We start from the raw sequence: 19,304 nt of genomic DNA on the forward strand, positions 1-19,304 counted from the left end.
TCACTTTCCACACCGGAAAGGACGCGTGACTTTTAGTTTAATTAGTAATTGTCGCCGTTCATGATGGAACTCTTCACGATAACGTAGTCTACGGTCCGAATGTCCAGCAGATTACGACCACCTGCGTAGGAAATTGAGGATTGCAGGTCTTCTTGCATGGCGTTTAACGTATTGGCGATATCGCCACGGTAAGGGACCAGCATCTGCTTGCCCTCAACGTTGCGGTAGGCACCTTTTTGTTTTTCAGAGGCGGAACCCCAGTATTGCTTGAAGGTCCGGCCGTCGATGGTTAACAGGCTACCAGGCGATTGTTCGTGACCGGCTAACATTGAGCCAATCATGACCATGCTGGCACCGAAACGAATCGACTTGGCGATGTCGCCGTTGTAGCGGATCCCACCGTCAGCGATGATCGGTTTCCGGGCAGCCTTGGCACAGAGCCGAACGGCTGCGAGTTGCCAGCCGCCGGTCCCGAAGCCCGTCTTGAGCTTGGTGATGCAGGCCTTACCAGGTCCGATACCAACCTTGGTAGCGTCCGCACCGGCGTTTTCCAATTCCCGAACGGCTTCAGGAGTGCCGACGTTTCCGGCAATCACGAAGCTATCAGGCAGCTTCGTCTTGATCTGTTTGATCATCCGAATGACTGCGTCACTGTGGCCGTGCGCGATATCAATCGTGATGTATTCAGGCACCAGGTTGGCTGCGGCCAGTTCGTCAATGAAGGCGTGCTCGTCGTCTTTGACCCCTACACTAATGGAAGCAAAGAGGGACTTGGCGTGCATCCGTTCAATGAAGCCGCGGCGTTCTTCTGGGTGAAACCGGTGCATGACGTAGAAATAATCATGTTGAGCCAGCCAAATGGCTAGGGGTTCATTGATGACCGTTTCCATGTTTGCGGGAACGACCGGAATTTTAAATCGATGGGGACCGAATTCAATACTAGTATCGGCCTCGCTTCGACTGTCGATGATACATTTGTTAGGAATTAGTTGAATGTCTTCGTAATCAAATACTTCAGCAGGATGCATGTGCAGTCACTCCTTGTTCGTGGGGTTAGGCGTTCCAGACGTCTTGTAAAATGTTGGTCTGTTCGCGGTCGGGGCCGACGGAGAGTGTGGCAATATCCACACCCACCAGTTCGGCGAGGCGCTTGACGTAGTTTTGGGCGTTGACGGGAAGTTCTTCGACTGAGTGACAGCCGGTGATGTCTTCCGTCCAGCCAGGGAATTCTTCATAGATGGGTTGGCAAGCGTCCAGGTCAACCAGGCTAGCGGGGTAGTGGTAAATAGCCTCGCCGTTTAATTCGTAAGCCTTGCAGATCTTGACGGTCTTGAGACCAGTCAACACATCGAGGCAGTTCAGAGACAGGCTCGTTAAACCAGAAACGCGCTTGGCGTGGCGGAGAACGACGCTGTCGAACCAGCCGATTCGACGAGGACGCTTGGTAACTGTCCCGTATTCGTGGCCAATCTCACGGATGGTGTCCCCGATTTCATCAAAGAGTTCAGTAGGGAAAGGACCATCACCAACTCGTGACGTGTAGGCCTTGCAGACACCGACAACGTGGTCGATTTTGGTCGGGCCAACGCCGGCACCGATGGTTACCCCACCGGCAACGGGGTTCGAGGACGTGACGAAGGGGTAAGTCCCGTGGTCGATATCCAACATCACCCCTTGAGCGCCTTCGAAGAGGACGTTCTTGCCGGCATCAATCGCGTCGTTGATCACGACGGATGTGTCGGTGACGTGGCCTTTGATTTGTTGGCCCAGTGCATAGTATTCATCGAAAACATCAGCAAAGTTAAGTGGTTCGACATCGTATAACTTGGTTAAAACATTATTCTTTTCAATTAAGTTTTGGCGTAATTTATCAGCAAAAATGTCGTGATCCAACAGATCCGCGATACGAATCCCGATTCGTTCGGCTTTATCCATGTAAGCCGGGCCGATACCCTTGTTGGTGGTCCCAATCTTGTTTTCCTTCGCCTTTTCTTGCGCTTGGTCTAACAAGATGTGGTAGGGCAGAATCACGTGTGCCCGGTCGGAAATCCGTAAATTATCGGTAGAGATGCCATTTTCATGGAGGTAAGTCAGCTCTTCAATCAGAGATTTCGGATTGACGACGACCCCATTACCAATCACGCTCAGCTTGTCGGCGTAGAAAATCCCAGAAGGAATCAGCCGTAACTTGAACGTTTGACCATTGAAAACAATGGTGTGGCCGGCGTTGTCACCACCTTGGTAGCGGGCAATGACATCAGCCTTCTCACTCAGAAAATCCGTGATCTTTCCTTTACCTTCATCGCCCCATTGACTACCAACTACTACTGTTGATGACATTGCAAACACCTCATCGTTATTATTTGCCGGGCCGAACACCCAGCAAGAATAAGTGTATCAAGTTCGGAATTAAAAAGCAAGCGAAAAGCGAACAATTTATTTAATAATGCAGTATAAAGTTCTTTTAATTATGGGTAGAAATTAATTAATAAGGGATATACCACGTAAAACACTAGCTAAAGTGGGATATTCTGTGCTAAAATAGATATCAGAGAAAAGAACGAAAATTAAAATTAATGTTCGTGTTTCACCTATTTTTGAGGAGGAAATGTGCATGTTAGAACGCTATACCCGACCAGAGATGGGCCAGATTTGGTCCCTAGAAAACCAGTATCAGTCTTGGCTTGCCGTGGAGATTGCCATTGACGAGGCTTGGGCAAAGTTGGGCGAAGTCCCCGCTGAAGATGCACGTAAGATTCGTGAGAACGCGACCTTTGATGTCGACCGTATTGCCGAGATTGAAGCCGTTACCCACCATGATATGGTCGCCTTTACGCGGGATGTTTCGGAATCACTAGGTGCCGAACGCAAATGGATTCACTTTGGGGTCACCAGTACGGACGTGGTCGACACGGCTCAGGGTTACCGATTAAAACAAGCCAACGCCGTGTTACGACAGGATTTGGTGACGTTGATTGCGACGCTTAAGGACATGGCGCTTCATTATAAAGACACGGTTATGATTGGACGGACCCACGGGGTTCAGGCCGAACCCACCACGTTTGGCTTAAAGATTGCGCGCTTCTACGCGGAAATGGAACGGAACTTGGCGCGCTTTGACCAAGCCGCAACCGCCGTGGAGACTGGGAAAATCAGTGGGGCAGTCGGAACGTTTGCTAATGTGCCACCAGAAGTCGAAGCCTCAGTGTGTGAAGAGCTGGGTATCAGTGCGCAACCAATTGCCAGCCAAGTACTGCCACGGGACTTGCACGCAGACTACATTTCAATGTTGGCCTTGATCGGAACGGGTGTTGAAAATATTGCCACGGAGATTCGGAGCCTACAACGCTCAGAAATCCATGAAGTGGAAGAACATTTTAGTGCCGGGCAAAAGGGCTCCTCAGCCATGCCACACAAGCGTAATCCCATCGGTTCCGAAAACGTGACCGGGCTGGCCCGTGTCTTACGGGGAACCATGGTCACGGCGTATGAGAACGTGAGTCTCTGGCACGAGCGGGACATTTCCCATTCTTCAGCTGAACGCATGATTTTGCCTGAGAGCACGACGCTGTTAGACTACATTTTGCACCGGATTAACCGCATCTTGACGAACCTAGATGTCTTCCCAGAAACCATGAAGGCCAATATGAACCGGACGTACGGCTTGATTTACAGCCAACGGTTATTGCTGAAGCTGATTGAAACGGGACTTAGTCGTGAGGCCGCTTATGACTTAGTCCAACCATTGACTGCCCAAGCCTGGGACCAACAAACGCAGTTCCGGCCACTAGTGGAAGCTAATGCAGAAATTACGCAACGGTTAACGCCGGATCAAATCGATGATGCGTTTGATTATCATTACCATTTGCGCCGCGTGGACTTTATCTTTGATCGCTTAGGGTTAACCAAATAGGTTTGTCGACGTCGTTAGCTTGTCTGTGAACTATGGGAGGAATGGCCAATGGAAAAAGTGTATTCACCAATTGATGCGCAACAGAATTTGTTAGAGTTGTTACGGCAAGTTCATGCCGGAAAGGCCGTTAAGATTGCGTCACCTCAGCAAACTGATGACGGCGCCATTTTGATGAGTGAAGCGCAGTGGGCAGCCATTCAAGCACAACTGACTCAGGCAACCCAAACGCACGAGACGCAGCACCGGCAGGATCTGTATAAGGCTTGGCGGTGGTTGTAGGTGAGTGAGAAGCCTTCTGAAAAGATTGTGGTGGATGCGGATGAATGGCGTTCACTTCAAGAGACCTTGTTCCTAATTAATCAAGGTGTTGACCGGCAGATTAGGGAACATAGTAACGATAAGACTATCGGGTTCGCCGAAGCTTGGCGCCAAATTAAAGATAAATAGCATAAAGTAAACAGGAAAAGTCCAGGAGAGGTCTTCTGGACTTTTTTGGTGTCTAATGGTGTTCTGCCTTACGTCCCGCACTTTTTAAGACCATTTAGTTCGTAGTAGACTAACCATGAGTCTATACATAAACAAGGAGTGACAAGGTTTGAAGTTCAAGAGAATGATTTTAATGCTACTAGCAGCCCTCTCAGTTGCCGTAGTATTTGGCAGTACACCCCAGACGGCACAAGCGGCTAGTTGGAAGACTGGTTTGCCGAAGGTGTTGCGGGGTCACTGGTGGAGTAGCTATGTGCCAGGCGGCGTACGGGTTCGTTATAAATTTAGCAAGAAGTATATCGGTGAAACAGATTGTTTTTATCAAAGTCATGGTAGATGGATCAATAGTCACCAGGAGTTGAGCTCGGTCAATACGTTCAATCATCTCGTGAAAATTAAGCATTCTGCTAAGAACAAGTATGTGATTAAGCCTGCTGATAAGCTTCCATCCAGTGGTAGTAATCGGGTTAAGATTACCAGAAAAGGTAAGAACAAAATCGTCATGACATCTCGGTTTAAACGCGCGTGGTCAAAGCCAGAAACCTTAACACGGGCGAAGTAAGTCGATGTTCAGGTGGGGGTAGAATTCCAGCCCAAAATAAAAGGTTCGTCGCACTCTCGGGGAAGAGTACGGCGAACCTTTTTTTCATGAGGAGTGCATTTACATAGGGGGTGTAAACGCAACTTAGAGGGGTGATTAGGCTTGAGGGAACCTAATCAGGAAGGATTCTCTTAGGGGGAGAGAATCTAAAAGGGATTGGATATAGAATTTGGTTAGTAATAGTTATTGGCTAATTACTATGATGTTTACTATACCCGCCGCTTGTGAAGAGAAAAGGGCCAAATTCGTGATGACTTTTTGACAAATTACTAAAGAAAAACTAAAGTGTGAAGATTCTACGATAATCGTAAGGGAGCCGTAAACGCCGTTAAGTTAGGCTTAAGCTTCAGTCCTCGTCGAAGTAGGTTTGCAGGAATTCCGTCACATGTTGTTGGTAACGCGCCGGGTTAGTCCAGAAACTTTCCGCGTGAGAGGCATTTTTCACAATCCACAATTGTTTCGGTGCGTGAGTGGCGGCGTAGTTTTCGTAAGCCATGCCCACGGGCACGTAGACGTCCTTTTCGCCGTGGATAAAGAGAATTGGCCGCTGGTTTTTCCGCAATTGTTCCGTAGCGGTCACATCGCCCAAGTAGTAGCCCAATCGACGCTTGGAAATGGTACTGACGAGGGGTTCGATGGGGTATTTAGGTAAATGAAATTGTCGCTTCAACAGGTAAGTCAATTCGGCCTCGATACTGGAGTAACCACAGTCGGCGATGATGGCCTTGACCTGAGGGGGCAGACTTTCACCGGAGAGCATCTCCATCGTGGCGCCGCCCATACTGACACCAAATAACAAAATTTTGACGTCGTTGTCGGCACGGTCGATGACTTGCTGGATCCATTGCAGGTAATCCAACCGGTCTAGCCACCCAAAACTGATATACTTACCGGCACTCTCACCGTGACCCCGGTCGTCCGGCAACAGGACGTTGAAGCCCAGGCGATGGTACATCTGGGCAAAGTTTGCCATCGTTTCACCGTTACCCTTATAACCGTGAGAAATGATCACGGTCTTGGCGCTTGGCGTTTCCGCGGGGATGTACTCCGCCACCATCCGGTTTTTCGGGTCGTGTTCGTGCAGGTACCATTTTTCCTTAGGAATCTTCTGGTACCAATCAACGTAGGCGTAATAGGCATCGGCGTATTTTTGCTTGTCCGCAGAGGTTTCTGGGACGTAATTCACGCGCTTAAAGGCGAAATTAAAGAGGTGTTCACTGGCAGCCAGTGAGGTCAGGGCGATTCCGGCAAGTGGCAGGGCCCAAGTCAACGTTTTTTTCTTCATCAGCAATCAGTTCCTTTCGTAGTAGGTGGGGTTAAAAAACCAGACTACCCGTTAAAACGGTTAGCCTGGCGTGGATGTTTAGTCCAAATAAAGTCGTTTCAAAGTAGTTAAGTCACTGTGGGATAAGCCCAGAACGTCGTGCAAATAATCTTGGGTGCCACCGTATTGGGTGTTGATGACCTTCGTTGCCGCGTCTAAATAGTCGGGGTTGACCGTGGACAGTGCCCGGATGTTGGTCACAAAGGCTTCTGAATGGCCTTCTTCACGAGCTTTGTCACTTTGGCGGTCTACCAGTGGCATAACGTTTGGATTCGTTAATAGGTAGTCCTGATGAATGGTTTGGGGATCAACATTCAGGGCGCTCAAGGCTAAGAACGCGCCCATCCCGGTCCGGTCCTTACCAGCGGTACAGTGGAAGAGCACGGATTGATCGGCCGTTTCATTGCTGAGGAGCGTGCCGAAAAAGTTGTGGTAGGCTTCCTGCGCCGTGGGCAACGTCACCATTTTCTGGTAAACGTCTAACATGTGGCGGTACCCAGCCTGGTCATCGCCGTTGAACCGGGCTTCGAGTTCTTCCTGTGTGGCTGAAGCGTCGGTTTCATCGCCAGCCGGAAAGACGGGGAGAAAATGATAGGTTACGCCAGCCGGAACCTTGTCCGGTGCCAGTTTCTTTTCATCGTTGGAACGGAAATCAACGTCGGCAACAACGCCGTAGTCCGTCAATAATTGTTGGTCATCCGGGGTGAGGCGCGCTAGCCCGTCTGTCCGCAATAACTTGTGCCACTTAACCGAGTGGCCGTCAACGGTGGTGTAACCGCCCAGTTCTCGGAAGTTCCAGCCGCCCGTCACGTTTAATTTTCGGTTATTTGTCATTGGTTTCTTGCCACCCTTTCAGATTTACTGTTACGCCTTCTATTCTAACGGTTTTTCGGGAAATTACCTAGTAATTCAATCTGAGGGAAGCGTTTTTAGTGGAAACGCTGTATACTGGCAATATGAGTCGAGCAAAAAATGAAGTCAAAAAAGATAAGGGTGATAGTCGTGAGTTTGCGCGGGAAATGGTTACTCTTCAAGACCCAGCACAGTCAGCTCAAACAGCAGATTCAACAAGCATTTTTACAGCCCAGCCGGCAAAACCGGGCCGTGGTGCCAGAAAAGTTTCCGGCTACCATCGTGACTAAGGAACGCAAAGTCTTTGGCGGCCGCATCCTGACCGCTGCGTCGGGCGCACCATTACCGCAACACGTGTTGTTATTTCACGGCGGGGCGTACACCATGCAGGGCATCGACAGCCATCGTGAATTGATGGAAACGTTGGTCCAACAGGCTAATTTGCGAATCTCCTACATTGATTACCCCCTGGTTCCAGAGGCAACGGTTGACGAAACGGTGATTTTTGCCATGAACGCCTACGATTACCTGCGGGCCCAGTATCCGGACGATCAGTTCTTCCTGATGGGGGACTCGGCTGGGGGTGGCTTAGCGCTGACCTTGTTACAACAATTGAAAATTCACCAAGAACCCTTGCCAGCCGGGACGGTGCTGATTTCGCCGTGGACCGACCTGAGCATGATGAATCCTGACCTCCAAACGGCGGCCAAGCACGATCCGTATCTCACACTGGCCACTTTGAAAAAAATTGGCTTCGATTACGCGGGAGACCACCCCGTGACCGATCCCCTCGTCAGCCCCATTTACGGCGATTTTGACGACTTGGGGCCAATCCTCCTATATTACGGGACCAATGAATTATTGGCGGCAGATGACGAACGGCTGATTCAAAAGCTAAACGAAGCTAGCGGTACGCCAGCCAAGGTTCACGAACTGAAGTCGATGCTCCACGATTACATCCTGTGGGGCAAGCTACCCGAGTCCAAGCGGACGTTGAAGGAAGTTAAGCAGTTTATTTTGACTGGGAAGTTATAGAGTGTAGAGTGCGGAGCGGGGCGGTTAGGTCCTGAGCATTAACGTCGGTTCAGTGATGACCCTGAACTTGGGTCATTGCTGAACCGGGGTTAAGCGCAGGGACCTGCCCCGCGTAGCACGTTTCGAAAGCTGCCAGGACCAGAATTGTTCCGTGTAGAGCCAGAGCAACGAACCGAGACAAGCCAAAATAAAAGGGATATCTCGGGCTAAACGAGTCTCAAACTAGTCCCAGTATTAACCCCCAACAACCATTATGTACAAGACGCATTCAACCTAAAATACATTCAACCCAAAACAACAGGTTGCCGCGACCCCCAAAACAAGGTCACGGCAACCTGTTTTTAGTTAACCCACCAAAAGTCCGTCAAAATCACGAAATTGCCCCGCCCTTAACCCGTGAAACCATTTCAATTGCTCACAAACGTAAGCGGTAAGACCACTACGGCCGGTAACGGTCACCCACCATTTAGCGGGACCTTGGTTCGACCATTTAATTATGTCATCAGCAACTAGTGATTTGTGCCACCTTTTCGCGGAGTGGCGGGGTATAATGAAGCTTAAATGGAGGGGATGCTCATGAGGATTCGTCTGATTGTGGCCGGCTTAATTGTGGGGCTGGGCAGTTTCGGTGGCGTCACAGCGACCGCGGCTAGCACCAGCACGCTGGCGACACCGTACCGTGAGAGTGAATTAACCAATTTAAAAAATGTGAAATCCGTTTCTGGTAGTAAAACCGTGACGCTGGACCTGGTCCTCAACACGCGGAATAGCGCACAGCTGACCAAGACCGCCTACGCCGTGAATACGTCGGGGAATAAGCAGTTTAAGTCTTACCTGACGCCCAAACAGTTCCGGCAAAAATTTGGACAGTCCACGACCACCACAAAACGTTTGGCCAAGTATTTCAAGTCACGCAAGTTTAAGGTCACGACCTTTAACGACGGCCTGATCATGCAGATCAAGGGGAGCACGGCGGCCGTGAACAAGACCTTTGCGACGAACCTGAAGACGGCCACCTATCACGGCAAGAAAATTCAATTTTCTAAGAAGACGCCGAAGTTGCCAAGTAACGTGGCGAAGCCCATCAAGGCGGTCGTCGGCATCACCAACCTGGCGAAGATGAGTAGCTTGGCGGATACGTCCAGCACCAGTTCCGACGGGCCAACCAGTGATGGTGCGCCGCAGAATTTCTTGAGCCAGTACAATGCGACGAACCTGGCCAAGGGCAATGACGGCAAAGGCCAAACGATTGGTATCATTAGCTTTAGTAAGGTCAACCAGAATGACATCACGCATTTCTGGTCTGAGGAAGGCGTTGCGTCGTCCGCGAGCCGAATCAGTGTGAAGACCACTGGTGGCATGAATATCTGGGGCAACGTCGATCCGGGCAACGAGGAAACTTCGCTGGACGTTGAACAGGCCGGGGCCATCGCGCCAAAAGCCAAGATTCGCGTGTACACGGCTTCACTGAGCGACGTGGGTTGGCTCAATGCGTTTGCGACAGCCTTTGGTGAGAACCAAGCCAGTTCGTTGTCGTTGAGCTGGGGCCTATCCGAAGGCGTGCTCCAGAGCCTGAACAAGGAGCACCTGTTAACGCCACTTTATGGCAGCATCATGAACACGTTGCTGGCACAGGGCGCGATTCAAGGGATTTCGACCTTTGCGGCAAGCGGGGACACCGGGGCCTATGGCGAAGAGCTCGACAGCCAGGGCAACACCAACGAAGGCATTTACGCCAACTTCCCTGCCAACAATCCGTGGGTCACGGCTACTGGTGGGACCACGTTGCCAGTCTCTGGTACGCTGGCCAACGGCATCAAGGTCGACATCCCCAAGGAACGGACCTGGGGCGGCGACGAACTCTTTGGCGCCTACTTCCAAGATGAAGGCTTTTTCAAAAAGAATTCTGATTTGATGGACACGCTTCAGAGCGGCAGTGGCGGCGGTATTTCCGAACTGTACGCGACCCCGCAGTATCAAAAGGGCGTGTCTGGCGTGAACACCTATAACGCCCGCCAATACCTGACGGCGAGTGGGTTGCCACGAGAAAATCCGAGCCTGATCACCGGGACGGCCAGTGGGCGAAACTTCCCAGACGTCGTGGCCAACGCCGATCCGTTGACGGGGTATGACGAATACACCAGCGCAGATGGCTGGGAACTGACCGGCGGAACCAGCGTCGTGGCACCACAGTTTGCGGCGATGGCGGCCGTTATCAACAGCGGGCGCAGTAAGCGTATGGGTCTGTGGAATCCACAGCTTTATGCGTTGGCCCAGACGAGTCAGTCACCGTTTACCAAATTGGATTCGGCCACGAACAACGGGAATCTGTTCTACGTTGGGCAGCCGGGGAAGACTTATAACCAGGCGGCCGGCTTGGGTACCCTGGACTTCGACCAGTTAGCCAAGGTCTTCAAATAACTGGGTTAAACTGGGTTTTATCATCGCCTTCGGGCTGGTGAAAACTGGTCCTGGTCGCGTCCGTTCCCGGCGGCGCGCTCAAGGCGCCCTGCTGTGGGGCCGGTTCCAGCCAAAGGGCGGTCTGGGACCTCAACTTTGAGCCGAAGTGCGGTCTCAAAGGTTGTCCCATGCTCTAAACTGAGAAAATCGCTCAGTTAAGACCATCGACACAGCTGGGCACCTTGGCGCGCCTCTGGTCACTCCCACGACCGGCCCAGTTTTCCCAGCCCTGCGGCTGACACGGGTTTAACCCGCAAGCTTGTGACTGACTGGCTAACTGATTTATCCAGGCTGTCGACGTTATGGCTAAATAATATAAGCATCGTAATCAAAAAACCAGCAGCTCACCCAAATGGTGGACTGCTGCTTTTGATTTACATAGAAAGTAGATAATCGACGTCACTAACGCAACGGATGTTGGTCGGATGGTTAAACACAATGTTAGCCGTGAGGGTGGTGAAAATAGCCTCAGCCGTGGGATTTCCTGTGCTCTTCAGGAAATGGTGACTTTGAGACGCGGTGTTGGCGGCTCAAAGCAAGTGGGAAGACCGAAACTCAGGCTTCCCGCGTCCTTCCCACCGCGTTCCGGGCTATTTTCACCGCCCGGTAAGGCGGCCAACGATGGACTATTTAACCGTCTGAACCAGCTTCTTGTTAGCGGTGACGTAGGTGCCGTTGGTGAGGACGAACCGGGTCGTCAGGTTGTGGGTCACAATTTTCTTCACCTTGAGGACCTGGCCTTGACGGTAGTGGTGGCGCTTGCCCGTCAGGGACTTTTTACTGTAGGCGTTGACGCCGGCTTTGTTGATCACGGTGATCTTAGGTTGTTTCTTAGCATAATACACGCGAGCAGTGTAGCGGCTGTTGGCCGTGATATAACCGGTCTTGCCAGCGGTCTTACTGTGGTGGTTGACGTCCTTCACGCGGTAACGTTTGACGCCGTTCTTGGAGGTAGCATAGCCGGTGACGACAAACATCGGCCGGTTTTGCCGCGACTTTTTCGCGTACCATTGTTTACGAGCCTTTTTAGTGAAGGTGGCTGACCGATACAGGCCAATCTTCTTAGTGGCGTAAACCACTGTGCCCTTAGGTGCCACGACCGCGGCCCCAGCACCACTCGTCAGAATGGCCTGGTACACGTAGGTGACGGTCTGCGCCTGGCTGGTAAATTTACCAGTGGCGTTGGTTGGCGTCGTCTTTAAGGTGTAGTTGGCAATTTTCAGCGCGGTACTCTGATAGCTCGTTCCCAGGTCACCCGTCAACCTTTTGGCCGGGGCAATCACCTTGCCAGCGGTATCGACGTAACGGACCGTCACCGGTTGACTGGTCACGGGTTCTGGGTCGGGCGTTGGCTGCGGGTTGGGATTCGGATCTGGTGTCGTAGTCGGTGGCAACAGGGCGTCATCGGAACTGAAAATTTTAAACTCGATGGCCATCAGGAGGCCGCTGACTTGGTAGGTGCCATCCCCTTGTGGTAACAGGAAGTCAGCCATCGGTTGGTTCATGGCGCGTTCCGTTTCCGCCGCGGAGATTTCTGGATTCAACTGGGTCAATTGTTCGTTGGTATACTGGCCTAGGTAGTTCGCTTGGATGAGACCGGGGAATAGCTGGTTGTAGAGCATGTTCTGAATATATTGGTCTTCAAAATTTTCTTGCGCAGCGAACATGGAGTCATACTGGGTCATAACGCTGGTGTCCGCGCCAGTGGTAACCAGATAGTCACGCAAGAAACTGTGGTAATCCGACTGCATTTGCGCATAATTACTCTGGTCGATTTGATATTGTGCAAGGTTTTTCAGCCACCAGGTGGTGATGAAAGTGCTGAGGCGGCTACTTTCGATATAGTCAGCGGCGCTAGAAAAGTCCTCGGTATTCTGAACGTATAAAAATTCGCCGACAGTCGTGTCCTTGGCAATGGTTGGGTCGGCGTAGAGGCCTTGATAAATATAAGGCAGGCTGGCGGCCATATCGTCGTTATTGTTGTATTTGACGAAGTTGTCCATGTAGCCAGTATTTTCCAATTGACCAACGGTGAGGGCGTGGGGCCCACCATCGGGATCAGCGGTCATATCCTTTTGGAACCAGTAATCCTTGGTAACTTGCTGGTTCGCAATCAGTTTCGTGTAGGGTAGCTCGACAGAACTAATGGTGTAGGTTTGTTTGGCAGCTTGAGTCGTAGCGGTTGGGACGGCGGTGGCGGCTTCAGCGTGAATGACGCTGGGACTGAGAATCCCGCCAAATAAAATCATGGCGAGACTCACGGTCACGAGTTGTCTAAAGCCCCTAGTCATTTTTGAACACTCCTTTTACTTTTTGTCCTATTATCTAGTAGCAGTATACCATGGATATAGGGCTAAAAGCTACAACAATCGCCCATATAAAGGCGATTATAGCTAGTTCAACAAATGATTTCAAAGGTCGTTAATCAGTTGAATTAACATTGCACAGATTTTATAAAATGGGTTAACGTGAGAAAAAGAATTCCTATATAGTTCTCATGAAAATAGGGGAAATCCGTAAAAAAAGAAGCCCCGACCGGTAGGGTCAGAGCTTCATTTCAAGAAATCACATCAACGAACGGTTTTCACCAGGTGCCGGTTAGCGGTGATGTACCCGCCAGCCACGTGGTACCGCAGCGTGTCGTGTTTACTGAAGTCGTTGGCGTTCGAGTAAGCCCAGCCGCGGACGGCTAATTTGGTGCCTTTCTTGAGGTGTCTATTCTGCTTGGTGAGACTAACGTTGCTGTAACGGTTGATGGCGTGTTTAGTCTTGATCTGCCGTGGCATCGTGACTTTACCCGCCTGAACCAGTTTCTTGTTAGCGGTCATGTAACGGCCATTTTTGAGAACGAAACGGGTCGTTAACTTGTTGGAAACCACTTTCTTAACGGTCAGCGTTTGTCCTTGACGGTAGTGGGTCTTTTTGCCGGTTAACGTCTTCTTGGCGTAACTGTTGACCCCAGTTGGATTGATCACCGTCACGGTCTTGTGCTTAGCTGCGTAGTAAACGGGCGTGGTGTAGGCGTTGTTGGTCGTGAGGTAACCGGTCTTGCCAGCCGTCTTGCTGTGGTGGTTGACGTCCTTGACGCGGTACCGTTTGACACCGTTCTTAGAGGTCGCGTAGCCGGTGACCACAAACATCGGCCGGTTCATCCGGGACTTCTTCACGTACCAGCGCTTCAGGTTCTTCTTGGAGAAGGTGGCCGTCTTGTAGAGGCCGACCTTCTTGGTAGCGTAAACGACGGCGCCCTTAGGAGCCAGCGTGTTGGTCTCAATGGTGTCGGCCGCTGAACCGCTTTGCAGCGTGCCTTGCTTAGTGTACACGTAGGTCACGGTCTGTGCGTCGCTGGTAAACTTGCCAGTGGCGTTGGCGGGCGTCTTGCTCAGCTTGTAGCCGGCGATGCTCAGGGCGTCACTCTGGTAGGTGGCATCCAGGTCGCCGGTCAGCGTCTTGCTGGGTGCCAGCGTTTTGCCTTGGTCATCGACGTAGGTCACCGTCACGGGTTGGCTCTTGGCGGGCGTTGGTGTTGGGTCGGGGATGACGGGGTCGGGCGTACCAAAGTTTAGAAATTGGAAGCCAGTTGCCATTAGTCCGCTTACTTTGTATGAACCATCGGGAAGCTTAGTGTAGTAATTGGAAAGGGGGGCTAACCATAGTTTTAGTTGTTCATTGATAGTCTTAGCGGGGTCGAGTTTGACGAACTGCTCATCAGAAATCTTGCTAAAAAGTTGATTTTCTTTGAGCATGACATAATCGCTTTCGTATACTTTAGCCAGCTTATCGTTAAAGGTTTCTTCTGGGTAATTTCCAGGATTGTAGGCGTCAATGACTGATTGAGGAGCGTTTAGTTTGAGCAGTTCGGGTGCAGCGTTCTCTACATAATCTTTAATGACATCCTCGCGATTCATAAGCTTCAGGCTTAAGTTTACGTGGATGTACGCATCCCAAAGCTTCACATAGGAGTTTAGGAGCGACAGTTTTGCAAGGCTCTCTGCGGTATAACCATTACCAGCCGGTCCTGAGGAAGCTAGTATAAAATCTGCATAGGATTCCTTAGGGCTCGCTGTAAGTTCATTCGCGGCGATTCCAAGCATGGTATCTCTAACGTCATTAGAATCACTAACCGTGTTTTCTGGATGATCAGCGATAAACTTTGTCATGTAGTCGTTATCGTTGAGCTGTTCAGTTGTTAAAGAATCTGGCCAACCAGTAACAATGGGGGTCTTCTTGATGCCGCTGGTTGAAGAAATTAAGACATAAGGCGTTTCAACGGCACCAACGTGATAGGTGATTTTGTCGTCAGCTTTAGTCGAAGCTACGACAGTATCTGTCGAAAAATCCGCGTAAGCCACCGCTGGTGTGGCCACGCCCCCTAATAAAATCAGTGTGAAGGTGGCAGTCATTAATTTGCTAAGTCCCCTAGTCATTTAGCACACTCCCTTTACTTTTATTCTATTTATTAAATGCAGTATACCATGATTTCGGTAATAATTGCTAGTGTAAATCGTATTGTAACGGCGTTCATGAAGATTGAATAAAAGTTTAATGTGTAAATGTAACCGTTTAAATAAAATTGCACACAATTGATAGAATGGCAAAAGGACGGAACGGTTTTGGGCCAGAAAGTTCCGTGGGGATGGTAAGCTGTCGAAACTGACCCGGTGAAAACTGATGAGGTCAGTCTTTCTGAACGACGATAGTTGTCCTTATATTTATCGACCGATTAGTTGGCCAGCAAAACCAAGCACAAAAAGAGCAGCGTCGTTCGGCTCCGAAGAGTCAAACGACGCTGCTGAAATTAAATGAGAAAATTGTTAGTAAATTTTGAGGTTACACATCCACATGATGTTTTAACTGAGGGAAGACGTGGTAATCTGCCCAACCCATGACGATTCCCTGGGTGACTAACGCCCAAACCGTCCCGAAGCCAATCGCGTGTAACTCGCCCGTGAAAATATAGGAGAGAATGATGATTAGCAGGGGTGGTGCGTAACTGGCCCACTGGGCAATGATAGCCGATCCCCGCAGGTATTTAAATCGCAGGATATAGGCCAGATCGTCATTGGGATGCATGATGATATTACACCGGTTATAAATGGAGACGGCAAAGGCCACGCCAAACAGGCCAATGATATCGACGATGACCCGCCCAGTTAACGGCAGACGACCGACGCCAATCCAATTCCAGAAGTATCCGATCCACTCGACCAGGTAACTGAAGGGAATGATATACAGCAGGTTGGAAATAAACCGCCTGCGGTCAAATTGCCCCAGTAACAGTTGGTTCAACAGGGTAATCACGATGCCATACATGAACAGGGTGGTTCCCAATGGAACGTTGATCCAGTTGGCCAGGTTGACGGAAGACCCCGTCCAGACGGCACTCCCGAGGTTGGTTGAGATGGTTAAAGCGTTAGCGGCTGAGTTCAGGACGATAGAGAAACCCAAAAAGCGCATGCGTTGCCCAAAGTCCTTCATTTTTGCCACTGATGCTCGCCTCCGATTTTTTTGCTACAAGCTCTAGTGTATAGGAAGTGGCGGCCAATGAAAAGGGCCTTTACCACAATTTTACATGCGAGCTGCGGCCCGGTCGACGAAATTTTGGAAAATTTGCCGCGATTCGGCGTGGTGCTTGTACATATTCTCGGGATGCCACTGCACACCTAAGATTTGGTCGGTGTCCTTGGATTCCAGCGCTTCGATGACCTGGTCGTCGGCCGTCGCCGTGACGCGTAAACTTGGGGCGACATCCTTGATGGCCTGGTGGTGCCGGGAATTCACGTACGGGCGGTCGCCAGTCAACGTGGCCAGTGTGCTGCCGGAAACGACGGTGACGTGGTGGCTGGGTTGGTTGCCCATGGCGGCCTGACTGTGTTTAATCTGGGCCGTGGGGTCTTCACTCAGGTCCTGGTAGAGCGTGCCACCCAAGCCAACATTGATCAATTGCAGGCCACGACAAATACCGAGAATGGCCTTGTTGGCAGCAACCGCCTGCTTCAGCAGTTCGATTTCAAACAGGTCGCGCTTGCGGTAGGTCTTGCCCAACCGAACGTGCGGTTCCTCGCCAAAGAAGGTCGGGTCAACGTCGGCACCACCCAAGAAGGCGACCCCGTCAAATAGGGACAGGTAATCGGCGACATCTTCGGGATCGATACTAGGCAAAATAATTGGCAGACCGCCAGTTTTGACAATGGCTTCAACGGCCGGTCGGGGCGCAAAGGCCGCGTTTCTTTCATTAATAATGTTCGTCGCCTCGTCGAGCGTGTCGGCGGGCAAAGCAATACGTGGACGCATAGCGTCGCTTCCTCTCTTTTTTCGGGTTAAACTGTTGTTGTCAGCGCCTTACCGGGCGGCCCAAATTGACCGAAACGCGGTAGGCGGACGCACGGAGCCGAAGAGCAATCTCCGCACTCACTTTGAACCTCAAAGAGCGAGTTTCAAAGATGCCAGTGCTCTAAACGGCAAGGTTCAGCGTTAAGAGCACGCCTACGGCTGAGTCGATTTGGGCCGCCATCACGGCTAACACGAGTTTAACCCATGCCATCGTTTTTCTAACCTGCGTTGACGAGTGGGTAAGATTTTGAACTGGGTTAACCGTGAGAATGGTAAAACTGGGCGGATGAGGTCTGTGTTAGTGACCAGAGGCGTGCCAAGGTGTCCGGCTGTGTCGATGGTCTTGGCTGGAGTTCCTTTCCAGCCTAGCCCATGGGACGACCTTTGAGACCGATTTTTGGCTCAAAGTCGAGGTGGAAGCCTGATCTTAGGCTGGAACCGACCCCATAGCAGGATACCTTGAGCCCACCGCCGGGAACGAACAGTACCGCGTTCCGACCCAGTTTTCACCATCCCGGAGGAGCTGACAAAGACTAGTTTAGACTTAACCCTATTCTAAGGACCCAAAGAACGTTTGTCACCCGAAACTTAGGTGAGGTGTAACAAACTAGTTAACAAATTTTGTAAAGAACCCTACAATAGAGAAGTAGACTAAATTTAAGCGAGGTAAACATGATGACAGAACGGCAGTTGATTCAAGAAATTTTGAATTCCGAAGCGGTTGAATACAGTTTCGAAAACGTCGATGAAGACTCAAAAGAATACACGCTTTTATTGAAACGGCAAGAACAAGATGTCCGCGCCGTAGAGACAATCAACGATGAAATCAAGAAGTACTTCCAGAGCGCAAACTTCGATTACAAAGAAGAGTTGAACCCAGAAGGTGTTGACGACGATATTCGCTTGGTCATCAAGCGTAATAGCGACGCCAAATAAACAAAAGAATTAGCGGCCAACCACGATTTTTGTGGTTGGCTTTTTTGATGCGGTGAAGGGGTTGGGGACGGCCAAGCCACAGATTGACGTTGGTAGTTGTATAATTAAAAGTCTAATGTTGTGCGTTGTTAAGTAGAGCATTAGTTACAATTGCGGTGTTATTGGGTGTTTAAACAAATGTCAGCCGCAGGGCTGGTGAAAATGGGCTCAGCCGTGGGAATTGCCTTAGCGGTTTACCGCTTAGACAACTGATATCTTTGAGCCGCGTTTCTAGCGGCTCAAAGTAAGCCCGGAGACCGTTCTTTGGCTCCGGGCGTTAGCCCACAGCGTCCCGGCCCAGTTTTCGCCAGCCCGAAGGCGTTGACAAAGTACCAGTTTAACCAAAGAAATAGGGAGAGAATTGCATGACAATTGAAGAATTATACCGCGAAATGGCTAAGCAGATGGGCCCACAACCCTGGCTAAAGCCCGGCACACCGTGGGCCGAGACACCGGTTGAAATCATGTTGGGTGCCATTCTGGTTCAAAACACCAATTGGCGCAACGTGGAACCATCTTTGATCAATCTAAAACGAGAGACCGGGTTCGTCCCCGCTGAGTTGCGGAAATTAACGCCAACCGCCATCACACCACTAATCAAGACCAGTGGATTCTACAATCGCAAGGGGCCCACCATCCTGGCACTCGCCGATTGGTTGGGCCAGGCGGATGATGACCTGGACGTGTTGAAACACCGTGACGGCGCCAGTTTACGCCAAGACCTGATGAGCATCACCGGCATTGGTAATGAAACCGCGGATTACATTTTAATGTACACGCTGGACCACGGCACCTTTATGGTCGACACCTATGCCCGTCGGCTGTTCACGTGGCTGGGTGCAACAATGCCCAAGACGTACCCGGCCTTTCAAAAGAAAGTCCTCGGCCAATTTCAACTGGAACTGGCGGACTATCAGGAATTTCACGCACTAATTGACGAGTTCGGCAAGAAAATCAAGAACGATACGGACTTTGAGAACTCATTTCTAGCGGGGAAAAAGCTAGCCGTGGACTAAATAGACTGGCTTAACAGAACGTGTTTAAGGTGCTTAGTTAGATAACCTTAGCTACTAAGCCATTGTCGAATCCAACAGATTCAGCAAGAACAATAACAATTAAAAGTTAACGCCAAAGACAATTGAAAACACAATCAGGACCGCCGACTTAACGGTTTAAGCGGATGTTAGCCGCAGGCAGCCAGGGATGGAGCCTGCTGTGTCGGTGCCGTTAGACCGGGCGGGGTTCCCGGCCTTACAGCACGGGACGACTTTGGAGACTCGCGGTTCTTAGCGAGGCTTCAAAGCGAGGTGGCGGACCGTTTCTCA

Annotated in this window: 16 protein-coding genes; 8 read left to right on the forward strand and 8 right to left on the reverse strand. The window is 50.6% G+C overall.

Annotation, left to right across the window (positions count from 1 at the left end):
- Positions 1 to 41: 41 nt before the first annotated feature.
- Together ACEPST_RS07000 and ACEPST_RS07005 are read right to left on the reverse strand one after the other, a co-directional pair.
- Entirely contained in the window at positions 42 to 1,028 is a 987-nt protein-coding gene (locus ACEPST_RS07000; RefSeq protein ID WP_204121345.1) for a GMP reductase, read from the reverse strand.
- A gap of 25 nt (positions 1,029 to 1,053) precedes the next feature.
- A complete protein-coding gene (locus tag ACEPST_RS07005) occupies positions 1,054 to 2,340 on the reverse strand; it encodes an adenylosuccinate synthase (protein ID WP_204121344.1) in 1,287 nt (428 codons plus the stop codon).
- A 274-nt stretch (positions 2,341 to 2,614) separates the two neighbouring features.
- On the opposite strand from ACEPST_RS07005, the gene purB reads away from it, so the two are divergent.
- The 4 genes from purB (at position 2,615) to ACEPST_RS07025 (ending at position 4,961) form a co-directional block, all read left to right on the forward strand.
- The gene (purB, locus tag ACEPST_RS07010) at positions 2,615 to 3,913 is read left to right on the forward strand and encodes an adenylosuccinate lyase (RefSeq protein WP_395390592.1); all 1,299 of its coding nucleotides are present in this window, start codon (positions 2,615 to 2,617) and stop codon (positions 3,911 to 3,913) included.
- A gap of 48 nt (positions 3,914 to 3,961) precedes the next feature.
- Positions 3,962 to 4,192: a hypothetical protein gene (locus ACEPST_RS07015; RefSeq protein WP_204121342.1), complete on the forward strand. Its 231-nt coding sequence runs from the start codon at positions 3,962 to 3,964 to the stop codon at positions 4,190 to 4,192.
- Entirely contained in the window at positions 4,193 to 4,360 is a 168-nt protein-coding gene (locus tag ACEPST_RS07020; protein ID WP_204121341.1) for a hypothetical protein, read from the forward strand.
- A 148-nt stretch (positions 4,361 to 4,508) separates the two neighbouring features.
- Positions 4,509 to 4,961: a hypothetical protein gene (locus tag ACEPST_RS07025; RefSeq protein WP_204121340.1), complete on the forward strand. Its 453-nt coding sequence runs from the start codon at positions 4,509 to 4,511 to the stop codon at positions 4,959 to 4,961.
- A 385-nt stretch (positions 4,962 to 5,346) separates the two neighbouring features.
- Here ACEPST_RS07025 and ACEPST_RS07030 read toward each other — a convergent pair whose 3' ends face one another.
- Positions 5,347 to 6,285, reverse strand: coding sequence for an alpha/beta hydrolase (locus tag ACEPST_RS07030; RefSeq protein ID WP_204121339.1), 939 nt, complete (start codon positions 6,283 to 6,285; stop codon positions 5,347 to 5,349).
- A 78-nt stretch (positions 6,286 to 6,363) separates the two neighbouring features.
- A complete protein-coding gene (locus ACEPST_RS07035) occupies positions 6,364 to 7,158 on the reverse strand; it encodes a tyrosine-protein phosphatase (RefSeq protein ID WP_204121338.1) in 795 nt (264 codons plus the stop codon).
- Between the two features lie 168 nt (positions 7,159 to 7,326).
- Here ACEPST_RS07035 and ACEPST_RS07040 point away from each other — a divergent pair, with 168 nt between their 5' ends.
- On the forward strand, positions 7,327 to 8,211 hold the full coding sequence (locus tag ACEPST_RS07040) for an alpha/beta hydrolase fold domain-containing protein (RefSeq protein ID WP_203644330.1): 885 nt from the start codon (positions 7,327 to 7,329) through the stop codon (positions 8,209 to 8,211).
- A 576-nt stretch (positions 8,212 to 8,787) separates the two neighbouring features.
- Complete coding sequence (locus tag ACEPST_RS07045; RefSeq protein ID WP_239064513.1) at positions 8,788 to 10,632, forward strand: S53 family peptidase; 1,845 nt, start codon at positions 8,788 to 8,790, stop codon at positions 10,630 to 10,632.
- A 665-nt stretch (positions 10,633 to 11,297) separates the two neighbouring features.
- Here ACEPST_RS07045 and ACEPST_RS07050 read toward each other — a convergent pair.
- From ACEPST_RS07050 to ACEPST_RS07065, 4 genes are all read right to left on the reverse strand, one after another.
- The gene (locus tag ACEPST_RS07050) at positions 11,298 to 12,962 is read right to left on the reverse strand and encodes a MucBP domain-containing protein (RefSeq protein ID WP_395390593.1); all 1,665 of its coding nucleotides are present in this window, start codon (positions 12,960 to 12,962) and stop codon (positions 11,298 to 11,300) included.
- A gap of 279 nt (positions 12,963 to 13,241) precedes the next feature.
- On the reverse strand, positions 13,242 to 15,098 hold the full coding sequence (locus tag ACEPST_RS07055; protein ID WP_204121335.1) for a DUF5776 domain-containing protein: 1,857 nt from the start codon (positions 15,096 to 15,098) through the stop codon (positions 13,242 to 13,244).
- 403 nt (positions 15,099 to 15,501) lie between these two features.
- Positions 15,502 to 16,158, reverse strand: a complete 657-nt coding sequence (locus tag ACEPST_RS07060) for a hypothetical protein (protein ID WP_125765362.1) — start codon at positions 16,156 to 16,158, stop codon at positions 15,502 to 15,504.
- Between the two features lie 81 nt (positions 16,159 to 16,239).
- The gene (locus ACEPST_RS07065; RefSeq protein WP_204121334.1) at positions 16,240 to 16,965 is read right to left on the reverse strand and encodes a gamma-glutamyl-gamma-aminobutyrate hydrolase family protein; all 726 of its coding nucleotides are present in this window, start codon (positions 16,963 to 16,965) and stop codon (positions 16,240 to 16,242) included.
- A gap of 714 nt (positions 16,966 to 17,679) precedes the next feature.
- Between ACEPST_RS07065 and ACEPST_RS07070 the strand changes: the two genes are divergently transcribed.
- Positions 17,680 to 17,940, forward strand: a complete 261-nt coding sequence (locus tag ACEPST_RS07070) for a hypothetical protein (protein WP_203644042.1) — start codon at positions 17,680 to 17,682, stop codon at positions 17,938 to 17,940.
- Positions 17,941 to 18,344: 404 nt separating this feature from the next.
- A complete protein-coding gene (locus ACEPST_RS07075; protein WP_204121333.1) occupies positions 18,345 to 18,995 on the forward strand; it encodes an endonuclease III domain-containing protein in 651 nt (216 codons plus the stop codon).
- Positions 18,996 to 19,304: the final 309 nt, after the last annotated feature.

Origin of the sequence: Levilactobacillus sp. FUA 3915, from assembly GCF_044053135.1 — a bacterium.
GTDB lineage: Bacteria > Bacillota > Bacilli > Lactobacillales > Lactobacillaceae > Levilactobacillus > Levilactobacillus lanxiensis.